10 protein-coding genes are annotated in these 12,584 nt (G+C 74.6%); 6 read left to right on the forward strand and 4 right to left on the reverse strand.

Features of this window, described 5'->3' with window-relative positions; genetic code table 11:
* Positions 1-83: 83 nt before the first annotated feature.
* The 4 genes from ACWY4P_RS51850 to ACWY4P_RS51865 all read left to right on the forward strand — a co-directional run bounded on the left by ACWY4P_RS51850 (position 84) and on the right by ACWY4P_RS51865 (position 3,911).
* Positions 84-1,130: an NADPH:quinone oxidoreductase family protein gene (locus ACWY4P_RS51850; RefSeq protein WP_456207787.1), complete on the forward strand. Its 1,047-nt coding sequence runs from the start codon at positions 84-86 to the stop codon at positions 1,128-1,130.
* A gap of 23 nt (positions 1,131-1,153) precedes the next feature.
* Positions 1,154-2,332: an acyl-CoA dehydrogenase family protein gene (locus ACWY4P_RS51855; protein ID WP_456213335.1), complete on the forward strand. Its 1,179-nt coding sequence runs from the start codon at positions 1,154-1,156 to the stop codon at positions 2,330-2,332.
* On the forward strand, positions 2,329-3,516 hold the full coding sequence (locus tag ACWY4P_RS51860) for an acyl-CoA dehydrogenase family protein (protein ID WP_456207788.1): 1,188 nt from the start codon (positions 2,329-2,331) through the stop codon (positions 3,514-3,516). The genes ACWY4P_RS51855 and ACWY4P_RS51860 overlap by 4 nt, the downstream gene beginning before the upstream one ends.
* A 200-nt stretch (positions 3,517-3,716) precedes the next feature.
* Positions 3,717-3,911: a hypothetical protein gene (locus tag ACWY4P_RS51865; protein ID WP_014174314.1), complete on the forward strand. Its 195-nt coding sequence runs from the start codon at positions 3,717-3,719 to the stop codon at positions 3,909-3,911.
* A gap of 72 nt (positions 3,912-3,983) precedes the next feature.
* On the opposite strand, the gene ACWY4P_RS51870 is transcribed toward ACWY4P_RS51865, so the two are convergent.
* Positions 3,984-5,237, reverse strand: coding sequence for a phosphodiester glycosidase family protein (locus tag ACWY4P_RS51870; protein WP_456207789.1), 1,254 nt, complete (start codon positions 5,235-5,237; stop codon positions 3,984-3,986).
* 209 nt (positions 5,238-5,446) lie between these two features.
* Between ACWY4P_RS51870 and ACWY4P_RS51875 the strand changes: the two genes are divergently transcribed.
* Entirely contained in the window at positions 5,447-6,307 is an 861-nt protein-coding gene (locus ACWY4P_RS51875) for a phosphatidylinositol-specific phospholipase C/glycerophosphodiester phosphodiesterase family protein (RefSeq protein WP_456207790.1), read from the forward strand.
* A 158-nt stretch (positions 6,308-6,465) separates the two neighbouring features.
* Here ACWY4P_RS51875 and ACWY4P_RS51880 read toward each other — a convergent pair whose 3' ends face one another.
* A complete protein-coding gene (locus ACWY4P_RS51880; protein ID WP_456207791.1) occupies positions 6,466-7,695 on the reverse strand; it encodes an ROK family protein in 1,230 nt (409 codons plus the stop codon).
* Positions 7,696-7,761: 66 nt separating this feature from the next.
* On the reverse strand, positions 7,762-9,252 hold the full coding sequence (gene xylB, locus ACWY4P_RS51885; RefSeq protein WP_456207792.1) for a xylulokinase: 1,491 nt from the start codon (positions 9,250-9,252) through the stop codon (positions 7,762-7,764).
* A gap of 137 nt (positions 9,253-9,389) precedes the next feature.
* On the opposite strand from xylB, the gene xylA reads away from it, so the two are divergent.
* Entirely contained in the window at positions 9,390-10,562 is a 1,173-nt protein-coding gene (xylA, locus tag ACWY4P_RS51890; protein WP_456207793.1) for a xylose isomerase, read from the forward strand.
* A gap of 110 nt (positions 10,563-10,672) precedes the next feature.
* On the opposite strand, the gene ACWY4P_RS51895 is transcribed toward xylA, so the two are convergent.
* Positions 10,673-11,740: a pectinesterase family protein gene (locus tag ACWY4P_RS51895; protein WP_456207794.1), complete on the reverse strand. Its 1,068-nt coding sequence runs from the start codon at positions 11,738-11,740 to the stop codon at positions 10,673-10,675.
* Positions 11,741-12,584: the final 844 nt, after the last annotated feature.

Below are 12,584 nucleotides of genomic sequence, written 5' to 3' on the forward strand. Positions count from 1 at the left end.
GTTCCGCTGGTCGTACCGACTGGTTAGTATGCGATCGGCGCGGGGATCGCGCGCCGACCGACTGGGTGTGGGAGGCCACCGGTATGCAGGCATGGCGAGTGCACGAGACGGGCGAGCCGCGCGCGGTGATGCGCCTGGAAGAGGTGGCGGAGCCGGTCGCCGGGCCCGGGCAGCTGCTGCTGCGGGTGAGGGCCGCCAACGTCAACTTCCCCGACGCCCTGCTGTGCCGCGGGCAGTACCAGGTGCGCCCGCCGCTGCCGTTCACCCCCGGCGTCGAGGTGTGCGGCGAGGTCCTGGCCGTCGGCGAGGGCGTCCAGGGCCGCCCGGGCGACCGAGTCGTCGCCACCCCCGCGCTGCCCGCCGGCGGCTTCGCCGAGACCACGGTCGTCAGCGCCGCGGCCGCGCTGCCCGCGCCCGGCGCGCTGGACGACGCGCAGGCCGCGGCGCTGCACATCGGCTACCAGACCGGGTGGTTCGGCCTGCACCGCCGGGCCCGGCTGGAGCCCGGCGAGACGCTGCTCGTGCACGCCGCCGCGGGCGGCGTCGGCAGCGCCGCCGTCCAGCTCGGCAAGGCCCACGGCGCGCGGGTGATCGGCGTCGTCGGCGGCGAGGACAAGGCCAAGGTGGCCCGGGAACTCGGCTGCGACCTGGTCATCGACCGGCGGCACGAGGACATCGTGGCGGCCGTCAAGGAGGCCACCGGCGGACGGGGCGCCGATGTGATCTACGACCCGGTCGGCGGCGACGCGTTCGCCAAGTCGGTCAAGTGCGTGGCCTTCGAGGGCCGGATCGTGGTCGTCGGCTTCGCCAGCGGAGTGGTTCCCCAGGCCGCCCTCAACCACGCCCTCGTCAAGAACTACGCGATCCTCGGCCTCCACTGGGGCCTGTACAACACCCACGACCCCGCCGCCGTCCGTGCCTGCCACGACGAGCTGACGGGGCTCGCCGCCCGGGGCGCGGTCAGCCCCCTGGTCAGCGAGCGGGTGCCGCTGGAGGCGGCCGCCGACGCCGTCCAGCGCGTCGCGGACGGCACCACCACCGGCCGCGTCGTGGTCGTCCCGGGGCAGGCCGGGCGAACCGAGCCCTCGAGAAAAACCGAACCCTCGGAAAAAGAGGAGCTGGGACGGTGAGCGCGGCCACCGAGCGGGAGCGGATGACCGCCGACGAACTGCGCGTCCGGGCCCGGCAGCTGCTCGCCGAGCACCCCGTGGCCACCACCGCGAGGCTGGACTTCCTGCGGGCCCGCTTCGACGCCGGACTCGCCTGGGTCCACTACCCCGTGGGGCTCGGCGGCCTCGGCGCCCCCCGCGCACTGCAGTCCGCCGTGGACGCCGAGCTCGAAGCCGCGGGCGCGCCCGACAACGACCCCCGCCGCATCGGCATCGGCCTCGGCATGGCCGCGCCCACCATCCTCGGCTTCGGCACCGACGAGCAGCGCACCCGTCTGCTGCGCCCCCTGTGGACCGGCGAGGAGGTGTGGTGCCAGCTGTTCAGCGAACCGGGAGCCGGCTCCGACCTCGCGGCCCTCTCCACCCGGGCCGTACGCGACGGCGACACCTGGGTGGTCGACGGGCAGAAGGTCTGGACATCCAGCGCACATCTCGCCCGCTGGGCGATCCTGATCGCCCGTACCGACCCCGACCTGCCCAAGCACCGCGGCATCAGCTACTTCATCTGCGATATGACCGACCCCGGCGTCGAGGTCCGCCCGCTGCGCCAGATCACCGGCGAGGCGGAGTTCAACGAGGTCTTCCTCACCGGCGTGCGCATCCCCGACAGCCGGCGCCTCGGCGAGGTCGGCGAGGGCTGGAAGGTCGCCCAGACCACCCTGATGAACGAGCGCGTCGCCATCGGCGGCGGCCGCGTCCCCCGCGAGGGCGGCATGATCGGCCCGGTCGCCGGAGCCTGGCGCGAGCGGCCCGAGCTGCGCACCCACGACCTGCACCAGCGGCTGCTCGGGCTGTGGGTGGAGGCGGAGGCGGCCCGGCTCGCGGGCGAACGGCTGCGCCAGCAGCTCGCGATCGGCCAGCCCGGGCCCGAGGGCTCGGCGATGAAGCTCGCCTTCGCCCGCCTCAACCAGGAGATCAGCGGCCTGGAGGTGGAACTGCTGGGCGAGGAGGGCCTGCTGTACGACGACTGGACGCTGCGCCGCCCCGAGCTCGTCGACTTCACCGGGCGCGAGGCCGGCTACCGCTATCTGCGCGCCAAGGGCAACTCCATCGAGGGCGGCACCTCCGAGGTGCTGCTCAACATCATCGCCGAACGCGTCCTGGGCCTGCCGTCCGAGCCGCGGACCGACAAGGACCTCCCGTGGAAGGACCTGCCCCGATGAGCACCCCGGACCCGCTCTACGCCGAGGCCGACCTGCTCTACTCCGAGGCCGAGGAGGATCTGCGCGCCGCCGTGCGGTCGCTGCTCGCCGACCGCTGCCCGCCCTCCGCCGTCCTCACCGAGGCGGAGAGCCGCCGCCCGTACGACCCCGCGCTGTGGCGTTCGCTGGCCGTGGAGATGGGGACGGCCGGGCTGCTGGTGCCCGACAAGCTCGGCGGACAGGGCGCCACCGCGCGGGAGGCCGCGGTCGTGCTGGAGGAACTGGGCCGTTCCGTCGCCCCCCTTCCCTACCTCACCAGCGCCGTGCTCGCCGCCTCGGCCCTGCTGGGCTGCGACACCGACGAGGAGCAGGTGGCCCGGCTGCTCGGCGCGCTCGCCGAGGGGCGCGCGGTCGGCGCGCTCGCGCTGCCGCTGTCCACCGCGCCCGGCGGTGCGCCGCCCGCCACCGTCACCGCCCGCGCCGACGGCGCCCTGAGCGGCCGGGTCGGTGGCGTGGCGGGCGCGGTCGGCGCGGATGTGCTGCTGGTCCCCGCCGAGGGGCCGGACGGGTACGGGCTCTACGCCGTGGACATCGACGCCGTGGACATCGACGCCGCGGGTACCGGTGTCACCAGCGGCGTCATCGTCGAGCCGGTGACCCCGCTCGACCTCACCCGGCCGCTCGCCGCGCTCCACTTCGCCGAGGCCCCGGCGCGCCGCCTCGCCGGGCCGGACCGTGCCCGGGCCGCCGTCGGCCGGGCCCTCATGGCGGGGGCAGGACTGCTCGCCTCCGAGCAACTGGGTCTGGCCGAATGGTGCTTGGCGGAGACCGTACGGCACACCAAGGAGCGCCATCAGTTCGGCCGCCCCATTGGTTCGTTCCAGGCGCTCAAACACCGCATGGCCGGACTCTGGCTGGAGCTGGTCTCCGCCCGCGCGACGGCCCGGCACGCCGCCGACGCGCTCGCCGCGGACAGTCCCGAGGTTCCCATCGCGGTGGCGGTCGCGCAGGCGTACTGCGCGCGGGTCGCGGTGCACGCGGCCGAGGAGTGCGTGCAGCTGCACGGCGGGATCGGCATGACCTGGGAACACCCGGCGCACCTCTACCTCAAGCGGGCCAAGAGCGACGAGCTCGCGCTGGGCACCCCCGGCCGCCACCGCGAGACGCTGGCCGGGCTGGTGGATCTGCCCGCCCCCGTCGGCTGAGTGGCCCGCTTCCGGCCGCCTCGCGGGGCGCTTCGCGCGGCCCCGGGAGCGGCCGGAGCGTGCCGTCAGGAGGCGGCCGGGGCGTTCGTACCCGTGATCGGCACTCGTATGGAGCACCGCGATGGCGCGGGTCAAGGGCACAACTGGGCCAAACTGGCGGCCGGATTCCGATCCTCATGAAGCGCCTGAGGAGGCTCGCCATGGCCATTTCGATCTCCGTGGTCCTACTGCTGCTCATCCTGGCAGTGGTCTTCCTGCGGAGCGGAGGGCTGCGTATCTCCCATGCGCTGGTCTGCGTCACGCTGGGCTTCTACCTGGCCAGCAGCAGCATCGCGCCGACCATCTCCGAGGGGCTGGCGGCGACCGCGGACGTGGTCAGCAGCGTCCGGCCCTGACCGCCGGGGCCACGGCGCGCGGGGTCAGGGCCGGTCGTCGGGCCGAGACCGAGGCCGGGGCCGGTTGTCGGGTCAGGGCCGGCTGAACACCCCGATCCCGTTGGGGACCAGCCGCTCCGTGCCGCCCGAAGGATGGTTGCGCACGGCCACCCGCCCGCTGTCCGCCTCCCGCGCCACCAGGGTGGAGGAGCCGCCGCCGTCGAGGTTGACCACATCGTCGGCGCCGAGGCCGAGCATCACATCCGCGAGCTCGCTGAGGGTCAGCCCGGCGCGGTAGGTCATCTCGCCGTCGAGCACCAGCAGATGCAGCAGATGCCCGCCGTCGTCGATGCCCGCCGCGGTGCGCACCGCCCCGGTGAGCGGGTCGAGCCCGTCGAGCCTGTGGTGGTCGCGCACGATCGGAAAGCCGCCGAGCGCGAAGGCGAACCGTGGGCCGTGCGTGTCGCGCAACCCGTACTCGAAGCGCACCGGGTCGCCCACCCGCAGCTCACGCAGCGCCCGCGCGCCCGCCTCCCGCCCCACCAGGACGAACGAATCCGCCGCGATCGGGCCCTTGCCGGGCGTGACCGCCCGCTGGGCGACCCGGCCCTCACGCACCGTCACCTCGTAGGTCTCCGCGCTGCAGGGCGCCGACCGGGCGGTGTCCACACCGCAGGTGGCCCGCACCCGGGACGCGCTGCCCCAGCCGGAGGTGTACGCCCCGATGCCGTCCACGGCCACCGCGTACTGGTTCAGCCCGCCCAGCGGCCGGGTGCCCCGTCCCTCGGCCGTCACCGTGCCGCGCAGCGTCAGCCGGCCCACCCGGGCGATCCGGTCGGCGCCGACCCCGATGACGTCCTCGGTGGAGGTGCCGGGCGGCGCCGCCGGGCCGAACCGCTGGCCCTGGGGCACCGCCGACTTGAGCAGCAGCCCGCCGGTGACCTCCGGGCCCACCGCGGCGCCCGTCGCGTCCACACCCGGGTGCTGGGTCTCGGTGATGTCGAAGAAGTCGCCGTTCACGGCGGCGATCGCGGAGCGCTCGACGGCCATCGCGGAGACCCGGGCGCGCGAGGCGACCGCGTCGGGGTGGAGCAGGTCGAGTGAGATCCCCGGCTCCCGCAGGTCGACGGTGAGCAGATGGCCCAGCGCCGTGCCGTGCGAGGTGGGCAGCGTGAACTGGCGGTACTCCACGCCGGGCGCCAGCGCGGTGCGCTCCACGTAGCGCGGCGCGGAGCGGAGCGTGGGCGCGGAACCCGCCCCGGCCGGGCCCGCGCCGGCCAGCACGCCCCATGTGAGGACCACCGCCACCACCACGTGCGTCCGCTTGGCTCCCGGGCGTCTCCTCACCGCCACGGCGCACCTCCCGTCAACCACCAGGCGCGACCCGCCGCTTCGGCGCGCGCCGCGCGTCCCGTGGGAACGGCACGGAAATGGCTGGAGACCACCCGCGGAACTCTTCGCACGCCTCTGCCCAACCGACCCACGCCGCCCCGATACTCACTGGCGTCCGTCGTGCACCCCCGGCCCCGCGCCGGGGCAAGAGCCGGGAGGCCCCCATGGTCCGCCGTACGCGCCGCGCCTTTGTCGTCACCCTCGGAGCAGCTCTGGCGGGCGGGATAGCCGCCCCCGCATACGCGAGTTCGGGATCCGGCAGGGGCAAGCCGCCGCTGGCCAGAGCCCACGCCCACAACGACTACGAACACCCGCACCCGCTCACCGACGCGCTCTCCCACGGCTTCGGCAGCGTCGAGGCCGACATCTGGCTGGTGGACGGCCAGTTGCTGATCGCCCATGACGCGACCGATCTCGACCCCTCCCGCACCCTGGAGTCGCTCTACCTCGACCCGCTGGCGCGGCGCGTCAAGCAGAACGGCGGCCGGGTCTACCGCGGCCACGACCTGACGCTGCAACTGCTCATCGACATCAAGACGGCGGGCGAGCCCACCTACCTCGAACTCGCCAAGCGCCTGCGCCGCTACCACCCGATGCTCTCCACCGCCCACGGCGGCATCGACGGCCGGGTGCGCCGCTCCGCGGTGACCGCTGTCATCTCGGGCGACCGCGGCGCGCGGGCCCCCATGGAGGCCGAACGGGTGCGCCACGCCTTCTACGACGGCCGTCTCGACGACCTGGGCAGCGGCGTGCCCGCCTCCTTCATCCCGCTCATCAGCAGCAACTGGACGGAGAGCTTCAGCTGGCTGGGCACCGGGCAGATGCCGTCGGCCGAGCGGGAGAAGCTGCGCCAGATCGTGGGCTCGGCGCACGCGAGCGGCCAGCGCGTCCGCTTCTGGGCCACCCCCGACGTGGCGGGGGCGGAGCGCGAGGCGCTGTGGCGCGAACTCCTCGCCGCCGACGTCGACTACATCAACACCGACGACCTGGCGGGTCTGGAGGACTTCCTGCGCGGCGCTCACTGACCCGCCCCGCGGGCTCACGGCAGTCACTGGCAGATCGTATGATCACCACACGCGCCTCCCCGGGAGGCGCGTGTCGGCCAGTCGGGCGACAGCGCTCACGACACGCCGAGCGAGCCGCACGACACGCCGAGCGAGGCGGTTTGCGAGCCCCGCACCTCTTACGCGCCGTGCTCTCTCAGCACCGCCGGGTCGTCCAGGACCGCTTGGACCACCGAGCCCGCCGCGCCCAACACCGGGCCGTCGGAGCCCAGCCGGGAGACGGTCACCACGTCCTGGCCTGGCCGCGCCGGATCCGTGAGCCGCCGCGCCAGCTCCCGCTCCAGGGCGGGCAGCAGCCAGGGCGCCAGCGGGGTCAGCGCCCCGCCGAGCACCACCTTCTGCGGGTCCAGAAGGTTTACCGTGCCCGCCAGGGCGATGCCCAGCGCCGCGCCCGCGCCGCGCAGCGCGCGCCGCACCCGCTGGTCGCCGTCCGCCGCGCGCCGGGCCAGCAGGGCGATCCGGCCCCCGGGGGCCCGGTACTCGGCCGCGTACTGCTCCGCCTGGACGCCCCCGGCCCGCAGCACCGCCTCCTCGCCCGCGTACTGCTCCAGACAGCCGCGCCCGCCGCACGCACACTCGGGGCCCTCGGGCCGCACCGGCACATGGCCCAGCTCGCCCGCGAATCCATGCGTCCCGCGCAGCAGCCGCCCGTCGATCACGACGGCGGCACCGATGCCGATCTCGGCGGAGACATGGACGAAGTCATACGGCGCCGGATCGTGGCCGCCCAGCCACAGCTCCGCGAGCGCGCCCAGGTTGGCCTCGTTGTCGACGGTGAGGGGGAGGCCGGGCAGGACCTCGCGCAGCGCGGGGCCCACATCCACGCCCTCCCAGCCGAGGTTCGGCGCCCGCACCACGACGCAGGACTCGCGCGCCACCAGACCCGGCACCGCCACCGCGAGCCCCACCGGCCGCAGCCCCGCGTCCTCCGCCTCCGCCGCGACACGCCGTACGAGCTCGGCGAGCCGCCCGAGCACGGGGCCCGGTGCGCGGCCCCGGTTCGCCGACTCGACCTGGGCCCGCACCCGCACCCGCCTGCCGAGGTCCATCGCGCACACCGCCAGGTGGTCCACGCCTATCTCCGCGCCCAGTCCGGCCGGTCCGCGCTCGTTGAGCTGCAGCGCGCTGCCGGGACGGCCGACCGTACCCGGCCGGGACGGCCCGAGCTCCACCAGCAGCCCGTCCCGGGCCAGCTCGTCGACGAGGGTCGAGACGGCGGCCCGGGTCAGCCCGATCCGGGCCGCGACGGCGGCGCGGGACAGCGGGCCGTGCGCGGCCACGGCATGCAGCACGAGGGAGAGGTTGCGTCTGCGCATCGCCTGCTGAGTGTTGGGCAGTGGCGCTGCCACCTGACGGTTCTCCTCTCCTGGCGGTCGTCCTGGACCCTGCGTTGTCCGTGGCCCGGCCTCGAAACCTTACGGTGCCGGTCGGCGCAGCAACGCGTCGGCGTCGGACAGGACCCCGGCCACGCGATCCAGCGCCGCCTGGTCGCGCTCCACCGGCTCGTACGAGGGCCCCTCCGCCGTATTCCAGCGCCGGGCCACCGCCGCCGGGTCCTCGCCCAGCAGCAGGCCCGCGGCCTGGGCGGCGGCGCCGAGCGCCACCAGCTCCTCGGCCCGGGGCACCTGGACGGGCCGGCCGCTGAGGCGGCGTACCGTCTCCCGCCACGCCGCGCCCTTGGCGCCGCCGCCGATGAGGAGCAGCGGCTCGGGCGCGGCGCTGCTGCTCGGCGACTCCGAGGGCGCGCCGTCCGCGTCCAGGACCCGGTCGAGCGCGGTGAGCAGCGCGAACACGGCCCCGTCGTAGGCCGCCTGGAGCAGCTGACCCGCCGTCGTGTCATGGCGCAGCCCGTACAGCAGCCCGGAGGCCAGCGGCAGGTCGGGGGTGCGCTCGCCGTCGAGGAACGGCAGCAGGACGGTCGAGCCGCCCTGCTCCACCGCCTCGCGGTCGAGGCCGAGCAGGGCGGCGATCCGGTCCACGGCCAGCGTGCAGTTGAGCGTGCAGGCCAGCGGCAGCCAGGCGTCGCGCGCGTCCGCGAACCCCGCGACCACCCCCGTGGGGTCGGCGGGCCGGCGCGCCGAGACGGCGTAGACGGTGCCGGAGGTGCCCAGGCTCAGCACGGGCTGCCCCGGCCGCAGCCCAAGGCCGAGGGCCGCCGCCATGTTGTCGCCCGTGCCGGTGGCCACCAGGGCGCCGGCGGGCAGCGGCAGGTCCGGGAGGTGCCGTACGGTCCCGGCCGCCTCCCCGTGCCGCAGCACGCGCGGCAGCAGGTCGGGGGAGAGGCCGACGCGCTCCAGGATCTCCCCGTCGTACGCCTCGCTCGCCGACGCCCACCAGCCGGTGCCGGAGGCGTCGCCGCGGTCGGTCGTGCCCTGGCCGGTGAGCCGCTCGGTGAGGTAGTCGTGGGGGAGCCGCACGGCGGCGGTGGCCCGCGCGGCCTCAGGCTCGGTCTCCTTCAGCCAGGCCCACTTGGTGACGGTGAAGGCGGGCGCGGGCACGCTGCCGACCCGCTCCGCCCACACCTTGGGCCCGCCCAGCTCCTCGACCAGCCGGTCGCGCTGCGAGGCCGAGCGTACGTCGTTCCACAGCAGCGCCGGACGCACCGGGCGCCCCGCGGTGTCCAGCGTGACCAGGCCGTGCTGCTGGCCGCCGACCGAGACCGCGGCCGCCTGCCGGGCGTGCGCCCCGCACTGGCCGAGCGCTTCGGCCAGCGCGCGCCACCACTGCTCCGGGTCGCTCTCCTTGCCGTCACCCCCCGCCCCGCCGCCTACGGTGTGCGGCGCCTGGCCGCGCGCGACGACCTGGCCGGTCGCGGCGTCGACGACCAGCGCCTTGGTGGACTGCGTGGAGCTGTCCACGCCGACGACCAGCGGTCCCTCGGGCACGGGCACGGCTGCTGCTGCCATCGCGCTCTCCCTTTCACGTCCCTGTGTGCGGCTGACCAGTGTGTGGCTGACCAGTGTGTGGCTGAGCGGGGCTTCCCCGGAATGCTCGTGCATACTAATTTGTAAAGCGCCATGACGAAATAGGCGAGGGAGCCGCAATGAGCTACAACCCCACCCCCGAGGACAGGTTCACCTTCGGTCTGTGGACGGTCGGCTGGCAGGGCAGGGACCCCTTCGGGGACGCCACCCGCCCGGCGCTCGACCCCGTCGAGTCCGTGACACGGCTCGCCGAGCTCGGCGCGTACGGCGTAACGTTCCACGACGACGACCTGATCCCCTTCGGCGCCTCCGCGACCGAGCGCGAGTCACACATCAAGCGCTTCCGGCAGGCCCTGGACGCCACGGGCATGACCGTGCCCATGGCCACCACCAACCTCTTCACCCACCCGGTCTTCAAGGACGGCGCGTTCACCGCCAACGACCGGGACGTGCGCCGCTACGCGCTGCGCAAGACCGTCCGCAACATCGACCTCGCCGTCGAGCTGGGCGCCAAGACCTATGTGGCCTGGGGCGGGCGCGAGGGCGCCGAGTCCGGCGCCGCCAAGGACGTGCGCGCCGCGCTCGACCGGATGAAGGAGGCCTTCGACCTGCTCGGCGCCTATGTCACCGAGCAGGGCTACGACCTGCGGTTCGCCATCGAGCCCAAGCCCAACGAGCCGCGCGGCGACATCCTCCTGCCGACCGTCGGCCACGCGCTCGCCTTCATCGAGCGGCTGGAGCGGCCCGAGCTGTTCGGCGTCAACCCCGAGGTCGGCCATGAGCAGATGGCCGGGCTGAACTTCCCGCACGGCATCGCCCAGGCGCTGTGGGCGGGCAAGCTCTTCCACATCGACCTCAACGGCCAGTCCGGCATCAAGTACGACCAGGACCTGCGCTTCGGGGCGGGCGATCTGCGGGCCGCCTTCTGGCTCGTCGACCTCCTGGAGACGGCCGGCTACCAGGGCCCGCGCCACTTCGACTTCAAGCCGCCGCGTACCGAGGACATCGCGGGCGTCTGGGCGTCCGCCGCCGGGTGCATGCGCAACTACCTCATCCTCAAGGAGCGGGCCGCCGCCTTCCGGGCCGACCCGGAGGTCCAGGAGGCGCTGCGCGCCTCGCGCCTGGACGAACTGGCGCTCCCCACGCTCGGCGAGGGGGAGACCCTGGCCGGTCTGCTCGCGGACCGCGCCGCGTTCGAGGAGTTCGACGTCACGGCCGCGGCGGAGCGCGGCATGGCCTTCGAGCGCCTGGACCAGCTCGCGATGGACCACCTGCTGGGTGCCCGCGGCTGACCGCGAATCCCGGCCGCGCCCGGCGGTCGGCCCGCGTGCCGCGGACGTGGGCCGGCCGCCGGTCCAGCCCCCCGACGGGACCGGCGGCCGGGTCTATGGGACCGGAGCCGTCAGGGCGTCCAGTCGCCCAGCCAGTCCGCGATCTCGTAGTCCGCGGCCTGGGAGTCGCTCAGCTGAGGCCGGTCGGTGCTCGCCGACCCGGAACCCGCCCCGGTGTTCTTGTACTCGGCGAAGCGGTCGTCCTTCCAGGAGAAGCCGCTCATATCGGTCCACGGGGTGGTCCGGATCGCGGCGCTCAGGGAGGTGTTGCGGACGACCGCCTGCGGGTCCAGGCTCGCGTCGCCGCCCGCGTGCCAGGGGCGGCCGAGGTAGTGGCTGCGGTCGCTGACATCGCCGGTGATGTTGCTGTTGATGATCAGGAAGCCGTGTTTGCCGGCCGCGGTCGAGGGCGCGGCCACATACCCGGCCGAGCTGCCGTCGTACCGCTTGACCAGCCGTATCGTCGACTTGGTGATGACGGCGGAGGCACGGCCGAAGATGAAGTCGACATTGCCCTGGATCCAGGCGTTGTTGACGTACACGCGGCCGACCTTGTCCTTGCTGGCCGAGTCCAGCAGCAGGGTGTCCTGGTCGCCCAAGGCCCCGATGTTGTCGAGGACGATCTTGTCGCCCGCGGTGCGCAGCGCCACCGCCTGCTTGGCGGTGATGCTGCTGTCGGCCTCGTTGAAGTCGTTCACGAACTGGAGATTGCGGGCCTGGAAGTCGTCCGCCTCGACGGCGAAGGTCGCGCTTCCGCTGGTGCCGTAGGTCCCGCCGCCGGGCTTGGGGGTGCCCGAGGCGTTGTTGTAGACGATGGTCACGTCGTTCTTGCTGCTGGTGGTGGACACCAGCCGGATGTGCGGCTTGTTGCTGGGGATCTTCACGGTCTCGCGGTACGTGCCGGGCTTGACGGAGATGGTGACGGCGGAGGGGTTGTTCGCCGGCACCGCGTTGACCGCGGCCTGCACGGTGGTGTAGTTGCCGCTGCCGTCCTTCGCGACGACGATCGTCGCCGCGGCCTTGGCCTGCGCCGCCGGTGCGCCTGCCGCGACCAGCACGGCACCCGTGGCCAGGGCGAGAGGGGCGCTGACGAGCGATCCAGTAAGGCGCCGCCGAGGGCGCCGGTCCGTTGTGGGCATGGGGGGTGACTCCGTCCCGTGGAGACGTGCCGGACATGCTGATGCCCTGCGGTTGCCGCGCGAGGCGGAAAGGTTGCCGGGTGGGGTTGGCCGGTCGGGGCTTGCCGGACCGGTTTTCCTGATCTCCGCCGGGGCCGGGGTGCCTGGTGTGCGCCTCGGTTGCTGCTGCGGCGCGGGGTGGACGAGCTGCCGGGTGGGGTTGGCCCGGTCGGGGCCTGGAGCCGGTTCCTGCGAACTCCGCGGGGCCGCGGCTCCTGGGTACGCCCCGGCTGCCGCTGGGCGGGATGCCCGCGGCCTTCGGCCGGGGGGTGCCTCCGTCCGGCGGTGGCCGGGGCGCCTCTCTGGCGACGCGGGCCCGTGGCGCCGGCCGCCGAAGACTCCGCCGCGGAGGGAGTGGTTCACCCTGCTGGTGCCGTAGCCCGCCGCCCCTCGCCAAGTCCCCCTTCGCGGCGCGGGCGCTCGGGCCGTCGGCCCGGCGTCCGCGTCGCCTTGCGGCGTCCGCGTCGCCTTGCGGCGTCCGCGTCGCCTTGCGGCGTCCGCGTCGCCTTGCGGCGTCCGCGTCGCCTTGCGGCGTCCGCGTCGCCTTGCGGCGTCCGCGTCGCCTTGCGGCGTCCGCGTCGCCTTGCGGCGTCCGCGTCGCCTTGCGGCGTCCGCGTCGCCTTGCGGCGTCCGCGTCGCCTTGCGGCGTCCGCGTCGCCTTGCGGCGTCCGCGTCGCCTTGCGGCGTCCGCGTCGCCTTGCGGCGTCCGCGTCGCCTTGCGGAAGGCACGGCGCTGTCCCGGGTCGGCAGCCGCAGGACGCCCCGCAGCGGTGCCCGGACCGGAGAGACCGGTACAGCGGCGGCG

Source organism: Streptomyces sp. LZ34 (genome assembly GCF_053890475.1).

Coding starts and splice junctions, on each gene's coding strand:
- ACWY4P_RS51895 (WP_456207794.1), bottom strand. CDS start 11,740: ATGCCCACAACGGACCGGCGCCCTCGGCGGCGCCTTACTGGATCGCTC.
- ACWY4P_RS51850 (WP_456207787.1), top strand. CDS start 84: ATGCAGGCATGGCGAGTGCACGAGACGGGCGAGCCGCGCGCGGTGATG.
- ACWY4P_RS51875 (WP_456207790.1), top strand. CDS start 5,447: ATGGTCCGCCGTACGCGCCGCGCCTTTGTCGTCACCCTCGGAGCAGCT.
- xylB (WP_456207792.1), bottom strand. CDS start 9,252: ATGGCAGCAGCAGCCGTGCCCGTGCCCGAGGGACCGCTGGTCGTCGGC.
- ACWY4P_RS51865 (WP_014174314.1), top strand. CDS start 3,717: ATGGCCATTTCGATCTCCGTGGTCCTACTGCTGCTCATCCTGGCAGTG.
- xylA (WP_456207793.1), top strand. CDS start 9,390: ATGAGCTACAACCCCACCCCCGAGGACAGGTTCACCTTCGGTCTGTGG.
- ACWY4P_RS51855 (WP_456213335.1), top strand. CDS start 1,154: ATGACCGCCGACGAACTGCGCGTCCGGGCCCGGCAGCTGCTCGCCGAG.
- ACWY4P_RS51860 (WP_456207788.1), top strand. CDS start 2,329: ATGAGCACCCCGGACCCGCTCTACGCCGAGGCCGACCTGCTCTACTCC.